Raw genomic sequence first — 17,509 nt, 5'->3', positions numbered from 1 at the left:
GCGTGTCGACCATCCGGGAAGCGCGCCTGGCGGGAGGACCGCCGGGGGAGAGGAGCGGGCCGTGCAGGGCAGCCTGATCCAGCACTACGGACCAACTCCGATCATGGAACGGATGAGCAGGCACGGCTCGAAGATCGCCAAGGTGGTCATGAACCCGGGCCAGGATCTCTTCGCCCGGGTCGGGTCAATGATCGCCTACGAGGGGTTGATCGACTTCAATCCGCAGCCGCCGCAGCTCGGCCGGATCGCCTCCTCCTGGGCGACGGGTGAGGGCGTTCCGCTCATGACGGCGACCGGCCAGGGGCTGCTGTACCTCGCGGACTACGGCAAGGAGGTCATCGTCGCGCAGCTTGCCGGCGAGGGACTCTCGGTCAACGGCAAGAACATCCTGGCCTTCGACGCCGGGCTGCAGTGGAGCATCGAGCGGGTCCGCGGCATCACCATGCTGTCCGGAATGGGGATGTTCAACGTGGTGGTGCGTGGGCACGGCTGGGTGGCGCTGACCGCCAAGGGCAGTCCGATCGTGCTCGACACCCGGGAGGCGTCGACCTACGTCGACACCGACGCCCTCGTCGCCTACACCGATGGGCTGYGCGTCGAGCCCCGGCGCACCGCCCGGCTCGGCGGGCTCATCGGGCGCGGCTCCGGGGAGGCGTTCCAGCTCGGCTTTTCCGGCCAGGGGTTCGTCGTCGTGCAACCGAGCGAGGACGAGCGGCCGACCTTCTCGGTGCGGGGCTGAGGCCGCGATGGCACGGTGKGGGMGGGCGGCCGGGTACCGGCGCCGGACGGCGGAGCGCACCGCGGAGAGGACGGGGACGGCGACATGACGCAGGGCGGGATGTACGGCGGCCACCCGAGTGGTCCGCAGGGCAACTATCCCGGCGGTGGTCCGGGCTATCCGCCGGGCCAGGGCTATCCGCCGGGCCAGGGCTATCCGCCGGGCCAGGGGACACCTCCCGGTGGCTCCGGTGGGCCGGCCGGCGGCATCCGCAGCAGTCTCCTGGACAATCCCGAGCGTCCCTCGGACGAGCCGTTTTCCCTGCAGAACGGCAAGATGCYCAAGGCGACGCTTGGCGCCCGCGGGATGCGGGAGTTCTATGCCCGCAAGGGCGCGATGGTCGCCTACCAGGGTGCCGCGAACTTCGACGCGCACTGGGAGGGCTGGGGCTCGCGTTTCCACAGCTTCTTCAGCGGCGGCGAGGGCCTGAACCTCATGCAGGTCTCCGGATCGGGTTCGGTCTTCCTCGCCAACCAGGCGCAGGACATCCACATCCTCGACCTGGTCGGTGATGGGCTCACCGTCGACGGCAAGAACGTGCTCGCCTTCAACGCCGACCTGACCTGGGACCTGGTGCGGGTGGACAGCCAGGTCGGCATCGCCGGTGTCGGGAGCTACCAGGTCGAGCTGCGCGGCAACGGCCGGGTCGCTGTCTGCACGTCCGGGGCGCCGCTGGTCATGCACGTAACGCATCAGAACTACTACTTCGCGGACGCCGACGCGGTCGTCGGCTGGTCATCGAGCCTGCAGGTCTCGATGCAGGCGGCGGTGACGTCCTCGGCCGTGTGGCGACCCCGGGGGAACACCGGGGAGAGCTGGCAGATGCAGTTCACCGGCGAGGGCTTCGTCATCGTGCAGCCCTGCGAGCTACTTCCGCCGTACAACGCGCTCGCGGGTGCCGGTCTCGCCGGACAGTTCGGCCTCGGTCAGGGCGGGTTCCAGGGCAACCAGCACGGCGGTCACGGTGGTCACGGCCCAAGCGGCGGTTTCGGCGGTGGCGGCCTAGGCGGTCTGTTCGGTAACCRCTGAGGCGACACCGCCTGCGACGGACGGGCGGCGAGGCGTGGGGGGTCATCTCGCCCGCTCGACGCCCTCGGCGTATCCGGCATTCTTGGCGTATCCGGCATTCTTGGTGTATCCGGCATCCTCGGCGAACACGTCGGGGGTGCGGACGTGTTCGGGCCGAAATCCGATGCCGATGACTCGCCCGAGTAGCCGCCCGAGTACCCGCCCGAGCACCCGCCCGATCCGCGGCGCCGCCGTGGCGGTCACCCCATAGGACATCATGGCCGTCACCAGGTTGGACATCCCGGCCCGCACCGCCCCCGTCATCGTCCTTGCCGTCGCGTTCGTCGTCGCGTTCGTCAGGGGGGCACGCGCGACCTGGCGCGACGGGCTGCCGCCGTGCGCTGGCCGCTCGTCGTCACCCAACAGGCGTACCAGGAAGGCGCCCTGCCGGACCTGGATCATCTGCATGAGCACGACCGGCCAGGTCCGCCGGCGCTGCACCCGCCGCAGCTCGGCCGGCTCGGGTGGCCCGGCCCGCAGCGTCACGGCCATCAGGTTCGCCGTCGCCACCGCGTCCTGGACGGCGTAGTTCACCCCGACGCCGCCCGCCGGGGACATCGCGTGGGCGGCGTCGCCGATGCAGAGCAGACCCGGCTGGAACCATCGGCGAAGCCGGTCGACCTGCACCACCAGGGTCTTCACCTGGTCCCAGTCGGTGAGGTCGTCAACGGCACCGGACAGCGCCGGCGCCGCGGTGGTGATCTGCGCACGGAACGCCGCCAGCCCGCCGGCCGTCCTTGGCTGCCGCTGCGCCGACCCCTTCCGGACCACCATGCCGCACTGCCAGTAGTCGCGTCGATCCAGGGTGATCAGGGCGTGGCCCTTGCGGAGGTGCGCCAGGGTGAATCCGTCCCCGTTTCCCTCCTCCCCACGCTCGTTCCCCTTCTCCTCCCCACGCCCGTTCCCCTCCTCGTTCCCGTTCCCGTCCCTCGCCGCCCGGCGGCCGCTCGCGGACCTGTCACCCATGTCTTTCGGCAGCCGGAACCAGAGGACGTCGAAGGGAGCGCCGCGCTCCCGCACCRGCAGGCCGGCACGGGACCGCAGGGTCGAGTGCCGGCCGTCGGCGGCCACCGTCAGATCCGCCCGGATCTCGACCTCCCCGAGGGGGCCGGCCGCGCGCACGCCCACGACCCGTCCATTCGCCCGGACCAGGTCGGTCGCCTCGGTGCTCATCGCCAGGCGGAACGTCGGATAGGCACCGGCCCGCTCGGCCAGAAACGTGAGAAAGTCCCATTGGGGCATCAGGGCGATGAACGGGCAGGGCGTCCGCAGGTGCCGGAAGTCCACAACGGTCCGGCGCCGGCCCGCCATATCCAAAGCCAGCGTGGCGGCCCGGGTGTGCGGGATGCGAAGGAAGTCCGTCAGCAGGCCCAGCTCCGCCATCACTGCCATCGTGGACGGGTGAATCGTGTCACCGCGGAAGTCACGGGCAAAATCATCGTGCTTTTCCAGCACGATGACGTCCACCCCTGCGCGGGCCAGCAACAGACCGAGCATCATCCCCGCCGGCCCACCGCCCGCGATGACGCATCGGGTGGTCCAGCGCAACGGTGCGGATGATGTTCCCATGCCAGCTCCCCGGATCCCGCCCCGGGCCTGCCCCGCGTCGGYCGCCACCAGGCGGAGCGACCGCGGCGGTCCCCGGAGCCCGTCGTCCCCGTCATCCTGCCCGGACGTCCTGCCCCGCCGAGGAGATGATCGAACCTGCCGTCGCCAGGCGCTGAGACTCCCGCTCGTCAGGTGCAGCCCTTCCAGCGCGAACCATTCGATGGCCGGAGGCTGGACTTCCGCGAGTACCGGTAACAGTTCGACCTCGTCGCCCGCCAGGAGGGGGGCATCAGGAGGGGGGCATCGGGGCGGGGGCATCGTGGCGAGAGACGTCAGGCAGGCGACGGGTGGGGCGTGGCAGGGCGGGCGAGCGGGCGAGYAGGACGACCCCGCCCACGACCAGCAGAGCCGCCACCGTGACACCCGTGATAACCCCGGGGGTGTCCGGGGCGGGTACCCCGAAGACGAGCACGGCGAGAGTGTAGGAGACCGTCGGATTGGTGATGTTCATGGCGGTGACGGTCGGCGCGAGCGGACCCACGGCGAACGCCATCTGCCCGAATACGAGGCTGGCCATCGTGACTCCGCACAGGGCGTAGGCGAACCAGTGGGTCGCGGTGGTAGCGATCCCCTCGTTCAGGGTCTCGTCGGTGGCCTGCTTCATCAGCAGGGCGCTCAGCGCGAAGAACAGCCCGGCGCCGACTCCGAGCATCGCCGCACGCATTGCTGGTCRCCGGCCGCGGGAGAAGACCGTCAGCGTCGCCGCGAGGGCAATGATCGCGAGGATGGTCAGCGCCAGCCGGTATTCGTCCAGGGGAGCATGGGCGGGTAGGCGTCCMTGGACCGTGAGGAGCAGCGCGAGGCCTGCGCAGATCGATGCCACCGCCCACCATGCTCCCCGCGCCATCCGTAGATGGGTGCGGACCAGGCCCAGCGGGAGCGCGAACAGTAACTKGGTGACCATGAGGGGCTGCACCTCGGCGAGGGAACCAAGGTGTAGGGCGAGCGCCTGGGTGAAGAACCCGGCGACGTTTGTCAGCCAGCCCAGCAGCCACATCGGTTCGCGTGCCAGGTCGACCAGATGCCCCATTCCGGGCAGCGCGTGCGTCCGGTCGTCACGGGCGGCGAACCGGCTGCGTCCGGCGGCGCGTTGTTGCAGAGCCGCGGACGACGCGAGCAGGAACGCGGCGCACAGGGCCAGCGGGATGAAGAGCAACACGGATCGTTCGGTCCGTCAGGCGGAGCCGGCCCGCGGGGCGGCTRCCGGCGGGCGGCCGGACGCGCCGGCGGGATGGCGGCCGCCCCGCGCGGGCGTACTCATCGGGCTGGGTGCCTCGTCGGGGAGCGTCGGAGACAGCGGGACCGCCGGGACCGCCGGGACCGGGTGTACGCCGCCGAGCGGCCGGTCGAGCCGCCGCGGCGCATCGCCTGGACCGCGCATGTTGGACACGATGGCCGTAATGTACCGGCCCGGGGAACCGGATGTGATGTATCCCGGCTGGTGGGCGCCGGTGTGATCCGAGCGGGAACGTCCTGCTCGCCGGGCCTCGGCGTAGCCGTCTCACACCCCCGGTCCACGGAAGCGGGATCGCTCCAGACCGACGGGAGCGCGGCGTACGGCCGACCGGCCGTACGCGTTCCACGCCCATGGCGGCAGCGACACCACCGGCGTCGTGCGCGGCGTCGTGCGCGGCATCGAGACGATTACCACGGGGCTGAATTAGAAACGCCTGCGCGAGCCGTTTTCGTCTGCCATGTGAAAAAGATTTCCGTCGGCGACCGGTAGGGTCCGACACGGGCCGGGTGGACGGCTGCCTGCTTGACGCGGCATGGCGGCGATGCAATTTTTTTTGTGACCACCGGCACCGGATGGGATCGGTGGGGCCGGTGCCGTGCGTGTCGTCAATTTCCGTCCCGGGCACGTGGTATTCTTTCCGCTGCTCTACCAGATTCGGAGGTGCGCTTGTGCGTCACTCTCTTCGTGGGCTCGCTGTGGGATCCTGYATTGCGAGCACCGTGCTGATCGGAACGTCGCAGATCTCGGTGACCGCGGCGATCGCGGCGCCGGCGGGGCCGGTACCCGCGCCCGTCCCGGATTCCGCGGTCGCGGCTGGCGCGGTCGGCGCGGATGGCCTGCGGGGCAGGAGTTCCCCAGCCGGCATCACGAAATCCGCGCGGGTGTGTTATTTCGAGACCAGAGGCGACGACGTACACGTCTCCAGTTCCGCTCATGAGGCGTCCGGACACGGCTGGTGGGTCAACATCGACTGCGACGTCACCAAGGCGGTCGTCACCGTCCAGCTGCAGGAGTACTACAGCGACGGCACGTGGCGGAACGTCGGCGCGGTGGGCCGGTCGACGGTGAAGTCCGGCGGCGGCGCCGGAAACCGGGCGACCGGGCGGGGCCACTGCAGGAGCGGCAGTCTGACAGGGTGGCGTAGCGTCATCGACGTGGATCTGGTGGGCGTGCCCGACGACCCGAACAAACTCGTCACGACGGGTCGGAACATCAGGTGCCGGCGGTAGTGCACGAGGGTGACGCGGCCGGGCCCGCCGGCACCCTGTTCGCCTCCCTGTACGGCGAGCTGGCGCCGCACCCGTGGCGGGATCCCTTCGTCGCATCCTCCGACGCGTACAGCCTGTTCGTCGCGAGGTCGTCCGCGCTGGGCTGGCTCACCGAGGCCATGCCGGACGCCTCCGGCGGCCTGTGGGGGATGAACGATGCCGGGCAGGACCGGCCTGCCGCCGCCGGGGCGTCGCCGTCCCGCGCCGCCTGGTTCCAGGTGTCGTTGACCGAACCGGTCCCGAACCGCCGCCCCCTGCCGGTGCAGCCGTTCCTGGCCTGCGCGGACGATGTCGTGGCGCGGATCGGCACGCTGCGGCTGACGGCGGTGCAGCTCCTGCTGCCGGTGCAGCTCCTGCTGCCGGTGCAGGTGTCGCCGGTGGAGGGCCTCGGGATCTCGCCACGGACACCCGCCGTGGGAAGTCTACTGCAGGATGCCGGCTGGTTCGCCGACTGCGCCCCGCGGCACAGAACGCGGGTGCGGGTGACGGTGGACGGCGGGCAGGACCCGGCCATCCGTTCCRCCGCCCCCGCGATGCTCGACTGGCTGCGCAAACTCGACCAGCACGTCTTCTCGGATGACTCGCTCTCTCCGGCGAACGACGACCATCCGGTGCTGGAACCCGCCGTCATCGATGAACTGTGGCAGGGACCTGCTCGGCACCGGGTCACCTTCCAGGGGGCCCTCGCCGAGTGGACGTTGGACGCGCTGGGCTGGCTGGCCGCGTTGCTCGCGGAGGCGAGTGCCCGGCACGGGGTCGGCATCCCGCTACTGGTGACCGCCAGCCGATCGACGAGCCGAACGGGTTGAACTCCCTGGCCGGGGTGACGGCCATCCGGCGCGCCGATATCGTCCGGGTGTGGCCGTCATCGTGCAGTTTATCGTCGCTATAGTGCTGGAGATCACTGGAACGCTGGCGCTCCGGGAGACCAGCGGGTTCACTCGGCTCTGGCCGACCCTGATGGTCTGTGTCTGCTATCCGCTGTCATTTTTTTTCGTGTCTCGAGTGTTGCAGCATCTGGAGATCGGCTTCACTTACGCGGTGTGGTCCGCGGCCGGCACCGCGGCCATGGCCGTCATTGGCGCGGCCGTCTTCGGCGAATCGATGAACGCGCTAAAGGTCGCCTCGCTGGTCCTCGTCATCGTCGGAGTGGTCGGTCTCCAGCTTAGCGGTGCCCGCCGCTGACCAGCTGGTAGCTGGTAGCGGGTTTTTCGGTCGGTCAAAGCGCGGGTAGTTATATTAAGAGCGTGTCTTGTGTGGCCGCTCCGGGTGAACCGCCCCGGGTTCGGTGGAGACCGGGGCGGTTCAGTCAGTCTGACCCCGACCGCTTGGACGTCGTGTGGCGCGCTTAGGGTATCCGGCTCCCCAGATTGAGGCCCTACCAATTCCGGTGGATGTGAAGGTTCATCTCGCCTACCGGGAACCGGGCGGCTGGACCTCTCCCCATCACCGCTTCGGGGATATGGAAGCGGCATCGCGCTACATGGATGCGATCCACCACCTTGCCGGCCATGATGCTGCACGGAGGCGCGTCTGGGTATATAGCCCGTGTACCTGTCCCTAACCACTTGCCCACCTTCTCGTATGAGGGGGTGGGCCTTAGCTTGGTAGGGTATGGCTGTGGCGAAGCTGCTGGTGGTCCATCACACCCCGTCCCCGACCATGCAGGAAATGCTGGAGGCGGTTCTGTCGGGTGCTCGGACGGACGAGATCGAGGGCGTAGAGGTTGAGGTGCGGCCGGCACTCTCAGCCACGGCCTCGGATGCGTTGGCTGCCGATGGGTATATTCTTGGTACTCCGGCGAATATCGGCTATATGTCGGGCGCTTTGAAGCACTTTTTTGATGGTGTGTATTATCCTTGCCTTGAAGCAATCGTCGGCCGGCCGTATGCCCTCTACGTCCACGGCGGCAGCGACACCACCGGCGCCGTGCGATCAGTCGAGACGATCACTGCGGGGCTGCGGTGGAAGCGCTTGCGGGAGCCGCTGACGGTGGTGGGAGCGCTCGACGCTGCTGCCCGCGAAGCATGCTGGGAGTTGGGCGCGACCATGGCGGCCACGCTCGCGGACACGTAGTGTAACCATCCGACGCATGCGACTTTGTGCAAGTTCTGCGACCAGACCTACTTTCCCGTGCTTGAGGCGACCATCGGCCGGCCGTACGCCTTGTATGTCCACGGCAACAGCGACACGACCGGTGCGATCCGTGGGGTCGAGACCATCGCGACCGGGCTGAAGTGGAAGCGCCTTCGGGAGCCGCTGTCGACCATCGGCGAGGTAGATGCCGCTGTACGCGAGGCCTGTCGGGAGTTCGGCGCCACGGCAGCGGCCAGCCTGATGAAGAGACCTGGAGGGACCGGCCGAAGGCGAGTGCTGTCTGGACGCGTCAGCGGACGGGAGGCATTGCGTGCCAGGGGTCCCAGGTGGACCAGGCCTGCCAGTTCGGCAGGCCGTCGTCGCACAGCCAGTTCCATGAATGCCAAACCGTGCCGTCTCGGTCTATACCAACGAGCTCTTGGTGGCGGTCGGAGTGGGAGCCGGCGGCGATGGCGGTGAGCCAMCCGGTCCGCACGGGGCGGGTGGTCGTGTCGGAAGCGACGGTCAGGCGCTGCTCTGCTCCGGTAGCGGCATGTGTGGGGGCGTGGTGTCGTCGCGTGGAGTGGTCATGTCCGTCCAGTCCGACCAGCCGGGCTCGGGCCAGTACCACCGGTGTCGCATCCGGCCGGTGGCGTCGAGCGCGTATACCTCCAGGTGACCTTCGGTGAGGGAGGACACCGCGATGTCCGTCGCTGTCATGCCCAGGCGGKTTAGCTTGTGCCAGTCGGACCATTGCGGTTCGGGCATCCACCAGCGGTGCCAGACCTCGCCCTCGACGAGGACGAACAGTTCCTGGTGGGCTCGTCCATGGGAGCCCACCGCGATGGCGTCGAGTGGCCGATCCCAGGGCCCGGCCATGTGGTGCCAGTCGGACGTACGTAGTCGGAAGTCCCGTTGAGTTGATCGACGTTGGCGGTGGCTGGGGGGACTGGGTGTGGCCTGATGGTCTYCGTGGGTGACGGTTCGCTGGTCGGGATGGTTTGCTGCGGTGCGTGGCGGTTGTCGAGTCGGGTGTTTGCGGCGTTGCTGGTGGTGAGGCGCTGGCGGATGTGTTGGTGGAGAACGGCCGTCTGCGAGTCGAGCTCGCGGAGCTGAGGACGGAGCATGYCCGGCTGCTCGCGGGACAGCTCCACCAGGGCCGCACGCACCTCATCCACGGTGGCCTCCCCGAATTGGATGTTCACGGAGAAGTTGAACTCATCCCGACCGCGCATGGCCTCGTCGAGCCCGCCTTCGGTGAGGTCAACGGCGGTGTAGGCCAGCAGTTGCGCGGGCTGGTAGCGGCCGGTAGCCACGATGCGGTCCCACTCCGGCGTCCCCGGATACGGGCGGAACTCGAAGACGGAGGCCCGGAAGTTCCCCKGCTGGCCGTCGGCCACCTCCCACAACTCCCTGACGTGGCGGACGGTGGCCGCCAGCTCCTCCCGCGTCTCGGTGGGGAAGCCCAAGATGAAGTAGCCMTTCACCGAGATGCCGCGCTCGTTGAGGCGGCGGACCACGGAGCGGGTCATGTCCGGGGTGATCCGCTTACCCATGTACTTCAAGAGCCGTTCACTGCCGGACTCGACGCCCAGGGCAACTTCGCGCAGGCCGTTGGCGGCCAGCACATCCAACAGGGCGTTGTCGACCCGATGCAGGATGTTGATGCGGCCGGTGGCGTCCCAGACGAAGCGGTCCCCGAGGCGAGCGGCGGTGAAGGCCTCCATGCACTGGCGGATGAACCGCTCGTAACCGAGAAAAAGATCATCGACGAAGCGGAAGGCGGTCACGCCGCCTGTGGCGTGCAGCACCTCCATCTCCGCGATGATGCCGGCCGGGGTGCGGGTGCGGATGGTGATGTCTGGGTTGGCGCTAACAGCAGCGCCGCAGAAGGAGCAATCGTAAGGACACCCGCGGGCACCGACCATGTTGGCCTCGACGCGGCCGTCTGGCGCCTGGTACGGGTCGCCCACCAGAAACCGGCGGTCGACGAAGGGCAGGCGGTCCACATCCGGGCTCAGGTGGTGGCCCGCGCCCGGACGGCCGCCGGTGACAGGCTGGCGAAGGATGGGATCGAGCCACATCACGCCGGGCAGGTCGGCGCGGGAGCGTTTGTCCTGCAACAGCTCAGCCACGCGGGTCTCGCCCTCGCCCAGCACCAGGGCCTCCAGCGCCCCGAAACGGGGGTCGGTGATGATGGCGGCAGGCATGGCCTTGGCCTGGTGCCCGCCGATCATGACCATGATGTCCCGGTCCAAGCCGGCGGCGATTTCGGCGCTCACCTCGTAGGTGGGGGCCAGGAGGTTGAAACCGGCCCAGCGCGGTCCGAGGCGGTTCACCAGTTGATAGGTCTCTTTGACGCCGAGCCCCAAAGCCTCGGCGTCGAGCACGCCGACGTTGAAGCCTTGGGCCGCCGCGTAGGTTGCGATGTAGGCCATGCCCAACACGGGCAACGTGAAGTCGTTTACCCGTGGGCGGACGCCGTAGTCACGCAGCGGGGCGTTAATAAAAACGGCGTCGAGCGGCTGGTTCAGGTCGGCGCCCAGGACGGGGCCGTCATCCAATGTCTCCACGGTATGAACCCCAAGCGAGGGTCAGTATGGTCAAGGTTGATAGGTGTTCCCCCGCCAGATGCCGCCACTGGGCACCGAAGGCACGCTCATTGTTGAACCAATGGTGCGCTGGGGCAGCTCGCCCCGCCCACGTGCGTACGGCCAGATCGGCGTAGGGGTAGAGGTCCCAGGTATTGGTGTAGTCAGCAACAGCAGCGCCGGCCGTCCAAGGGCCAATCCGCTGGACGCTTTGCAATTCGTCGACCAGGGCAGCCAGGGGTAGGCGGTTCCAGTTTTCGCCGTGGGCCAGGTAGGCCGTAGCGGCGGCCCGCAGCGCTGGCCGCTTGAAAGCTAGCCCTAGTTCTCCGTACTGCTCGTCGTCTAGCTCTAGGATTTTTTCGGGGCTCGGAAACAGGCCGAACGCGCCACCGTCCGGCAGCGCCACTTGCTCGCCGTGGGCCGCACATAGTGCCCGGTAGAGCTTCTTGGATTGCCCCGCCCGGATGACTTGACGCAAGATCGCGGTCGCTAGGGCCTCCCACAGCGAGGGGTTGCGGAAACGTCCCACCAGCCCGAGGCCAGCCAGCTCCTTGGCGAGCTCCGGCACTTCGCTAGCTGCTCCCTCCGGCAAGCCGAAGACATCCGCCAGCGGCTCCGCCGCCTCATCGCCCAGTGCCGCGAGCGTCAATTTGCCGCCGTGAACCTCCGCCAAGACCGGGCCGCCAGGCAACGCAAATACGCGGCGTACCCCATCTGCTGCGGGAAGCCAGGCGGGGTACTCGGTCATCCAGCGGTCTGCGGCAAACGGCATGAGGAAACTCCGGAAGTACGACGGTATTGGGCGAAGATATTGGCGCTATTATCTCATGGCGTCACTCCGGGGTAGGCGACTGTCCAGGGCTTGCAGGCCAGCGAGCACCCGTTTTAGAACTGCCATGTCATCGAAAACCAACCCAGGATCGGCACGTGCAACCGTAGCCCGACGGTGCGGGAGAAGCGGGTGCGACTCCTGGGATTCGGGCGGTGCCGGTGCCTCAATCTGGCACCAGGTCACTTTGCCAACTCCGGTGGGTGATGGGTAGTAGGCTGCCGCCGTGCTCAGGGCTTCGACAATGTGAAGGCCCCGGCCACTCTCACCGTGAAGATACTGAACCTGAAGTTCGGGCGGCTTCGGGTTGCGATCCCAGACTTCAAGTATGAGGCTCCCGGCGGCCCAACTGATGCGCATGGATACGATGGGCCTTGAGCCGCCGCCGGAACTTTGGGTGGCCCGGACGGCATTAGTAATGAGTTCTGAAATCAACAGGGCCGTGGTGTCGAGAAGATCTGTAAGCCCCCAGTCCTCCAGCAGCTCGGCCGCCGCTTGCCGCGCCAAGGCCGGGGCCGTGGTGGTGGTGGTGAACTGGTGGACGCTCGCGCGCAGGTGAGCGGCTGGCTGGGGTGCAGTRCTGGCCGGAAGGTTCATGTCGACCTCGGCGAAGGGACGGCGGGCGTTACGGTGAGCACCCGCGCGCCCAACACCTCGATCTCCACTTCGATGGCCTGCCGGACGGCGGGCAAGGGAGAGAGGTGATCGAGACTTGCCACCAGGACCCCGGCGGCTTCCGACCTCATGACGGCTTCGAGGAGGACCGTGAGGCCGGGACGCACGATGCGCCCCGGGGGAATGGAACGGTCGACAAAAATTTCTGCCAGGGCCAAGCCTTCGGCCTGCGCGTGGGCGGTGAGCTGGTCGTGGAGCCGGTCGATTTCGGCTTCGTCGGCGTGCTCGGAGCTGATGTAGCCGTACACCGTCCGCGCCGACTGGCACTCCGCCGAGGACGGCGGGCGGCCGTTCATGAGGCGGTGAAGCGGGTGGTGGCCTGGCTGCTCGGAAGGAACCCCGGCCAGATGAGGAAGGCCCGGCGGGACAGGCTAGCGGCAGGGGTGCGGCGCTGGCGGGCCAGCATCCGCCGCGCCTCGCCGTGCAACCGGCGCAGTTCCGCGGTGACGGCTTCGGTTCGCTCTTCCAAGGCTGCCTGCTGTACAGCGGTGGTGGGCAGGTCGCCCGCGTCGCAAGCGAGGACGACGCCAGCGGCTTCCAGYCGTCCCAACGCCGCCCCGAGCCCTTCGGCGATGAGCCGCAGCGCCGCACTGCCCAGCGGCCCCAGTACGGAGTCTTGCCTTCCGGTGTTTGCATCCACCGGTGCCTCCAATCCTGGCAGGAAGATCCACTGATGTGGACGGGCGCCCGAGGCCGGGGAGCAGGGTCCTCTACCCGGCCCCGGGCGCCTTGGTCCTCAGCGTGAGCGGGCGGGACGGATGCGGCCATGCCGGGCCATGTATGACGGCTATACGTGCCGCCTCCAGTTCCCCACCTGGCGTGACCAATGCCCCTTTACACTGCTGCCGAGCGCACTTGGATGACCACGAGTGGAAGCGGCCGGGGGCATGGGCAGGGCATCAGGCCGGTACTGCCGCTCCTGCGGGAGCCGTCTCGCCCGCGACAACGCGGCCGGGTCCTGTGCCCCCTGCCAGCGCAAACAGGAGCAGCTGCGCCTTCAGGCCCCGGTGGTGCCTGATCACTTCTGGCAGACCGATGAACTACGCGACGCCCTGGCCAGCTGGCACATGGGCCGGGTGATCGCCGCCTACCGCCGCAACCCCTGGCACGGCCGGGTGCTGGCGCAGGAACTGGTTGGCGGCTGGGCCGACCTCTCCCAGGTGCAGCTATCCCGCATCGAGTCCGGCCCGCCGATCAAGGACCTGGACCGGCTGATGATGTGGGCGCGCACCTTGCGCATCCCCGCTCATCTGCTGTGGTTCCAGCTCCCCGAGCAGCGCCCCGCACCTGTAGCGGCGGCCCCGACGCCGCCGGTACCCGCGGGGCCGGACCTGCCGGCGCTGCTGGGCAGCCTGACGGCTGGGCGCCTCCCGTTGGCCGCCGGCGAGACCCGTAGCCCCACCATCGGCATTTCCGCCTTCGAGGGCATGACTACGGGCCAGAGCGCCGAACTGCTGCTGCAATTGTTCTTGCAGCTTGACGACGAGTTGGGCGGCGACAGCCTGTATCTGCCCCTATCCCGGTACGTGGCCCGGATGGCCGTGAYGGTGGAGCAGGACCCCGGTGATGGTTTGCTCGCTTTCGGCCAGCTCGCCCAGATGACGGGGTGGCTGGCGCTGGACGCTGACCACCACGCCCAGGCCCGCCGCTACTTCACCACCACCATCTACGTGGCCCATGAGAGCGACGAACCGGGCCTGGCCGCCAGCGCCCTGGGTTATATGAGCCTTCAGGAGACCTACCGGGGGCGGCGGGGGCCGGCGCTGTCGCTAGCGCAAACCGCGCTCGCCTCCGGGACGGYCGGGCTTACGCCGCTGACCAAGACGATGTTGGGTACCCGCCTGGCTCGGGCCCAGGCCGGCGTTGGCGACCAGGACGGCTGCCGCCGCACCTTGGACGCCGCCCGTACCGACTTCGAGGCCGCCGGCCACCGGGACGAGCCCATGTGGGTGTCCTACGTCGACGAGGTAGAGGTAGCCGCCCAGGAAGGCGCCTGCCTGCTGGAACTGGGCCAAACCGGCGAGGCCGCCTCGGCGCTGACGCAGGCCATTGGCCTGCTTACCCAGCGCACACCCCACCGCATCCGGGACCAGGTGCATTACCTGTCCCGGCTGGCGAAGTGCCACTTGAAGGCGGGCGACGTTGAGCAGGCCTGCCAGACGGCGGCCGATGCCCTCTCCCTGAGCGAAGCCATCGGCTCGACGCGGGTAGCTCTGCGCCTGAAAGAATTTGCGGACGGGCTTGAGCCCTTCGGCACCGTGCCCGCGGCGCGGGACTTCGGCGAGCGGTTCCGCCTGGCGACCGCTGGCCCCGGCAGTTAGCCCACGAGGCCGAAGACGGCCGCTTGGAGGGCGCGGGGCCGGGTGAGGTCCGGCAAAACGGCTTCGGCCCCAGCGGCCTCGAGGTCCGCCACGGTGCTGCCGCCGGTGGCAACGCCCACCGCCCGCACACCAGCATCGTGGGCGCCCTTGACATCGTGCGGCGTATCCCCGATCACCACCACCCTGGGYCGGGGGAAGCTCACCTGGTGGGCGGCCTCGGCCCGCTTAACCGCCAGCCGGACCAACACGGCCCGGTCKCTGTCGTCGTCGCCGTAGCCGCCCACGGCCAGGTCTAGATGCTCCGTGAGCCCGAAGGCGGCCAGCTTGACTTCGGCGATGGAGTGCAGGTTGCCCGTCACGACAGATTGCACAACACCATCGGCAACGAGAGCCGCGATGGCCTCCCCAGCACCGGGCAGGCTGCGGCCGGCGCCCCGCATCCGGTCCTGGAGCTGCCGGGCCGCCTCGCCCAGGGCGTCGTAGAAGGCCGGTAGCAGCGGCTCCGGCTCGGTGATCCCGCCGAGTTGGAGCGTCTCGATAATGATCGCCCGCTCCGTGCGGCCGGTCATGTCGGCCAGCTGTTCCATGGGGCTGCCCGTTACCAGCTGGTAGGCGCGGGCGTAGATGTCCCGGCTGACGCCCTTGATCTCTAGCAGGGTGTGGTCGACGTCCCAAAGGATGAGGGCCGGTGCGGTCACCCGGTCATGATCCCACATCGAAGGAACGGCGGGTGGTGACCGCCGGCTCCCGTCCGGTGGACTTTTGGCCGCTACACTCTCGATCACGTTGATACCCAGGCGGCATCCCACGGGAGCGATCACATGCCGGAGCTGGCCGCGCCTTACTGCGAGTGCGGCACCCGGCTGGCCGCCGACAACGCCGGCCCCCGCTGCACCGGATGCCTGGGGCGAGTCCGCCGGGAAGCCGAAGGCCCGCCGGCGCTTCCGGATCACTTCTGGCAGACCGATCAGCTCCGCGACGCCTTCGCGGCCCAGCACATCGGCCTGATCTCCGTGGYCTACCGCCAAAGCCCGTACCACCGCCGGCCCATCAGCCAGGAGCGGCTTGGTGGGTGGCTCAATTTGACCCAGGCCCAGGTGAGCCGGATCGAGAGTGGCCCGCCCATCCGGGACTTGGACCGCCTGACGCACTGGGCCAGGACACTTCGGCTGCCGCCTGCCCTGCTTTGGTTCGACCTTCCCGGGCAACCGCGGGTACCCCTGGCGGCGTCTTCCACGCCGGCCTGGATGGGTGGACCGGGTTACGGCTCCATCGCTGCCACCGTCGAGGGTGGAGCCCTGGAGACGATCCGCGCCGCCGCCCTGGCCTTCCGGGCTGCCGACCGCCAGCTCGGGGGCGGGCGGCTGTACCCAATGGTAGTGCGGTTCATCCAGACCGAAGTTGCTCCGCAGCTGGTGGGCCACCAGCACCCGCCGTCGGCGGTATTTTCGGCGGCCTCGTCGCTGACGGACATGGCCGGCTGGCTGGCCTACGACGACGAGCGGGGCGACCTCGCGGGGCAGCACTTCGTGCAGGCCTTCGGCCTTGCCACCGCCGCCGGCGACCAAGCCCTGAGTGCCCAAGCCCTCGTGAGCCAGAGTCACCTAGCCTTGGAGGATGACCGTCCCCGCGACGCCGTCCGGCTGGCCGAGGCTGGCCTTGCCCTGGTGCCGGATGATCCGGGCTGCGGCGCATTGCGTACCCGGCTTCATGCCATGAAGGCCAGGGGCAGCGCCTTGGCCGGAGCACCGGCCGACTGCTTGACCGCCCTCCGGGCCTCCGTACTGGAACTGTCACGTGCCGCCACCGGTGGCCACGAGTGGCTGAGCCCATTCGACGAAGCAGCGCTGGCCGCTGAGGCCGCCATTTGCTTGCGGGATCTTCGTGACCTTGCCGGAGCCGAGCGCCAGGTTGCCCGCGTGCTGGAGCTTCGAGGCCCCGACCGGGTTCGTAGCCGGGCCTTCGGGAACCTGACCTTGGCCACGGTGCGTCTTGGGGCCGGCGACCTTGAGGGGGCGTGTGAAGCCGGCGGCCAGGTGCTCGACGTGACGCCGCATCTGGCATCCGATCGCGTCGTCGGCCAGCTTCGGGCCCTTGGCCACCGGCTTGAACCTCACGGAGCTGTTGGGCCCGTAGCCAATTTTCTTGGGCGGATGACCACGACGTTGCCACGACCCCGGCCGGCTGAGGCTTCATGAACATCGAACAGGAGTGGGAGGCCAGCTACGCCGGCCGCGATGCCGCCGAGTTCGCCCACCTGGCCGAAGGCAACGCCCGCCAGGCCCGCAAGCGGGTATCGGCTGATGCTCTGATCCGCGACGAAGCCGGCCGCCTCCTGCTGGTTGATCCGACATACAAGCCGGATTGGGATCTACCGGGCGGGATGGCTGAAGCCAACGAGCCGCCGCGGGACGCCCTGCGGCGCGAGCTGAAGGAAGAACTCGGTCTTGATCCGCAGGTGGGTGACCTGCTGTGCGTGGACTGGGTTTCACCGCATGGGCCGTGGGATGACCTGCTGGCCTTCGTCTTCGACGGCGGCGCCCTCACCCAGCAGCAAGCGCAGGGGCTGCGCTCCGTGGACCCGGAGCTGGCGGCCGTCCGCTTCTGCTCCCCGGAGGAGGCGGCCCAGCTACTCCGGCCGTATGTATGGCGGCGGGTACACGTAGCACTCGCCGTGCTGGGCGGAGGAGGTGTCCGCTACCTCCAGGACGGCCATAGTTGACCGTCCTGGCGCTGCTGGGACGGTCGTTCAACAGAAGTACAGGCACTTTGCACCAGCCTGCCGCCCTCGACAACTCCGCGCGAGCCTGGGCGGTGGAGCTGGCCCGCGCAGCCTGGCGCATGTTCGTCGTCGTCTGCCTGGCCATCGAGGTCACGCATTGCGTCCTGAGTGGTCGCAAGCGGCCCCGGCACCGCCGCTTGCCGAGCATCCGGCCGCCCTGAAGCGGCGCAAATGAAAAAGCGGCTGCCCGCTGGAACGGGAGCCGCAATAAGCACTAACGGAAAAACTCACTCTTAGCTTACCGGGCATCCGGATGTCGGTCAATGCCTTTCGTCA

19 protein-coding genes are annotated in these 17,509 nt (G+C 68.8%); 10 read left to right on the top strand and 9 right to left on the bottom strand.

Annotated elements, in window-relative coordinates:
* Window positions 1-61: 61 nt before the first annotated feature.
* Together Manayef4_RS19570 and Manayef4_RS19565 are read left to right on the top strand one after the other, a co-directional pair.
* Entirely contained in the window at window positions 62-739 is a 678-nt protein-coding gene (locus tag Manayef4_RS19570; protein ID WP_070132735.1) for an AIM24 family protein, read from the top strand.
* Between the two features lie 84 nt (window positions 740-823).
* Window positions 824-1,807, top strand: a complete 984-nt coding sequence (locus Manayef4_RS19565) for an AIM24 family protein (RefSeq protein WP_070132840.1) — start codon at window positions 824-826, stop codon at window positions 1,805-1,807.
* Window positions 1,808-1,849: 42 nt separating this feature from the next.
* Here Manayef4_RS19565 and Manayef4_RS19560 read toward each other — a convergent pair whose 3' ends face one another.
* Window positions 1,850-3,415 carry an FAD-dependent oxidoreductase gene (locus tag Manayef4_RS19560; RefSeq protein WP_175443432.1) on the bottom strand — a complete coding sequence of 522 codons (1,566 nt, stop codon included), beginning with the start codon at window positions 3,413-3,415 and terminating at the stop codon, window positions 1,850-1,852.
* Between the two features lie 268 nt (window positions 3,416-3,683).
* The gene (locus Manayef4_RS19555; RefSeq protein WP_070132731.1) at window positions 3,684-4,613 is read right to left on the bottom strand and encodes a DMT family transporter; all 930 of its coding nucleotides are present in this window, start codon (window positions 4,611-4,613) and stop codon (window positions 3,684-3,686) included.
* A 797-nt stretch (window positions 4,614-5,410) separates the two neighbouring features.
* Between Manayef4_RS19555 and Manayef4_RS19550 the strand changes: the two genes are divergently transcribed.
* The 4 genes from Manayef4_RS19550 (at window position 5,411) to Manayef4_RS19535 (ending at window position 8,035) form a co-directional block, all read left to right on the top strand.
* A complete protein-coding gene (locus tag Manayef4_RS19550) occupies window positions 5,411-5,920 on the top strand; it encodes a hypothetical protein (RefSeq protein WP_049760948.1) in 510 nt (169 codons plus the stop codon).
* Window positions 5,908-6,768 (top strand): hypothetical protein, encoded by an 861-nt coding sequence (locus Manayef4_RS19545; RefSeq protein ID WP_083282570.1) that lies wholly within the window; start codon window positions 5,908-5,910, stop codon window positions 6,766-6,768. Before Manayef4_RS19550 ends, Manayef4_RS19545 begins: the two co-directional genes overlap by 13 nt.
* A 49-nt stretch (window positions 6,769-6,817) precedes the next feature.
* A complete protein-coding gene (locus Manayef4_RS19540) occupies window positions 6,818-7,144 on the top strand; it encodes a multidrug efflux SMR transporter (RefSeq protein WP_023841168.1) in 327 nt (108 codons plus the stop codon).
* A gap of 429 nt (window positions 7,145-7,573) precedes the next feature.
* Window positions 7,574-8,035 (top strand): flavodoxin family protein, encoded by a 462-nt coding sequence (locus Manayef4_RS19535; RefSeq protein ID WP_082456722.1) that lies wholly within the window; start codon window positions 7,574-7,576, stop codon window positions 8,033-8,035.
* 525 nt (window positions 8,036-8,560) lie between these two features.
* Here the strand turns inward: Manayef4_RS19535 and Manayef4_RS19530 are convergent.
* From Manayef4_RS19530 to Manayef4_RS19510, 6 genes are all read right to left on the bottom strand, one after another.
* Complete coding sequence (locus tag Manayef4_RS19530) at window positions 8,561-8,755, bottom strand: hypothetical protein (RefSeq protein WP_035912180.1); 195 nt, start codon at window positions 8,753-8,755, stop codon at window positions 8,561-8,563.
* A gap of 11 nt (window positions 8,756-8,766) precedes the next feature.
* A complete protein-coding gene (locus Manayef4_RS19525; protein ID WP_070132730.1) occupies window positions 8,767-10,608 on the bottom strand; it encodes a radical SAM protein in 1,842 nt (613 codons plus the stop codon).
* Window positions 10,592-11,374: a hypothetical protein gene (locus Manayef4_RS19520; RefSeq protein ID WP_035733189.1), complete on the bottom strand. Its 783-nt coding sequence runs from the start codon at window positions 11,372-11,374 to the stop codon at window positions 10,592-10,594. Before Manayef4_RS19520 ends, Manayef4_RS19525 begins: the two co-directional genes overlap by 17 nt.
* 72 nt (window positions 11,375-11,446) lie before the next feature.
* Window positions 11,447-12,052, bottom strand: coding sequence for an ATP-binding protein (locus Manayef4_RS23485; RefSeq protein WP_023841129.1), 606 nt, complete (start codon window positions 12,050-12,052; stop codon window positions 11,447-11,449).
* A complete protein-coding gene (locus tag Manayef4_RS19515) occupies window positions 12,049-12,378 on the bottom strand; it encodes a recombinase family protein (protein WP_035733191.1) in 330 nt (109 codons plus the stop codon). The genes Manayef4_RS23485 and Manayef4_RS19515 overlap by 4 nt, the downstream gene beginning before the upstream one ends.
* A 44-nt stretch (window positions 12,379-12,422) precedes the next feature.
* Window positions 12,423-12,770: a hypothetical protein gene (locus tag Manayef4_RS19510; RefSeq protein WP_011437277.1), complete on the bottom strand. Its 348-nt coding sequence runs from the start codon at window positions 12,768-12,770 to the stop codon at window positions 12,423-12,425.
* A gap of 370 nt (window positions 12,771-13,140) precedes the next feature.
* On the opposite strand from Manayef4_RS19510, the gene Manayef4_RS19505 reads away from it, so the two are divergent.
* Window positions 13,141-14,451, top strand: a complete 1,311-nt coding sequence (locus Manayef4_RS19505; protein ID WP_254665748.1) for a DNA-binding protein — start codon at window positions 13,141-13,143, stop codon at window positions 14,449-14,451.
* Here the strand turns inward: Manayef4_RS19505 and Manayef4_RS19500 are convergent.
* Window positions 14,448-15,167, bottom strand: a complete 720-nt coding sequence (locus Manayef4_RS19500; protein WP_070132728.1) for a haloacid dehalogenase-like hydrolase — start codon at window positions 15,165-15,167, stop codon at window positions 14,448-14,450. The two genes, Manayef4_RS19505 and Manayef4_RS19500, sit on opposite strands and share 4 nt — an antisense overlap.
* Before the next feature lie 105 nt (window positions 15,168-15,272).
* On the opposite strand from Manayef4_RS19500, the gene Manayef4_RS19495 reads away from it, so the two are divergent.
* From Manayef4_RS19495 to Manayef4_RS24500, 3 genes are read left to right on the top strand one after another with little or no spacing between them, the layout of a single operon-like run.
* Window positions 15,273-16,649: a hypothetical protein gene (locus tag Manayef4_RS19495; RefSeq protein WP_070132726.1), complete on the top strand. Its 1,377-nt coding sequence runs from the start codon at window positions 15,273-15,275 to the stop codon at window positions 16,647-16,649.
* Window positions 16,646-17,173: an NUDIX hydrolase gene (locus Manayef4_RS19490; protein ID WP_011437272.1), complete on the top strand. Its 528-nt coding sequence runs from the start codon at window positions 16,646-16,648 to the stop codon at window positions 17,171-17,173. The genes Manayef4_RS19495 and Manayef4_RS19490 overlap by 4 nt, the downstream gene beginning before the upstream one ends.
* A complete protein-coding gene (locus Manayef4_RS24500; RefSeq protein ID WP_139140152.1) occupies window positions 17,170-17,394 on the top strand; it encodes a hypothetical protein in 225 nt (74 codons plus the stop codon). Before Manayef4_RS19490 ends, Manayef4_RS24500 begins: the two co-directional genes overlap by 4 nt.
* Window positions 17,395-17,509: the final 115 nt, after the last annotated feature.

The sequence above is a fragment of the Frankia sp. CgMI4 genome (assembly GCF_001756285.1).
Taxonomy (GTDB): domain Bacteria; phylum Actinomycetota; class Actinomycetes; order Frankiales; family Frankiaceae; genus Frankia; species Frankia casuarinae.
The sequence above is the reverse complement of the archived record's forward strand: the minus strand, read 5'-3'. Positions and strand labels throughout refer to the sequence as shown.

Coding starts and splice junctions, on each gene's coding strand:
- Manayef4_RS19535 (WP_082456722.1), top strand. CDS start 7,574: ATGGCTGTGGCGAAGCTGCTGGTGGTCCATCACACCCCGTCCCCGACC.
- Manayef4_RS19530 (WP_035912180.1), bottom strand. CDS start 8,755: ATGACAGCGACGGACATCGCGGTGTCCTCCCTCACCGAAGGTCACCTG.
- Manayef4_RS19520 (WP_035733189.1), bottom strand. CDS start 11,374: ATGACCGAGTACCCCGCCTGGCTTCCCGCAGCAGATGGGGTACGCCGC.
- Manayef4_RS19490 (WP_011437272.1), top strand. CDS start 16,646: ATGAACATCGAACAGGAGTGGGAGGCCAGCTACGCCGGCCGCGATGCC.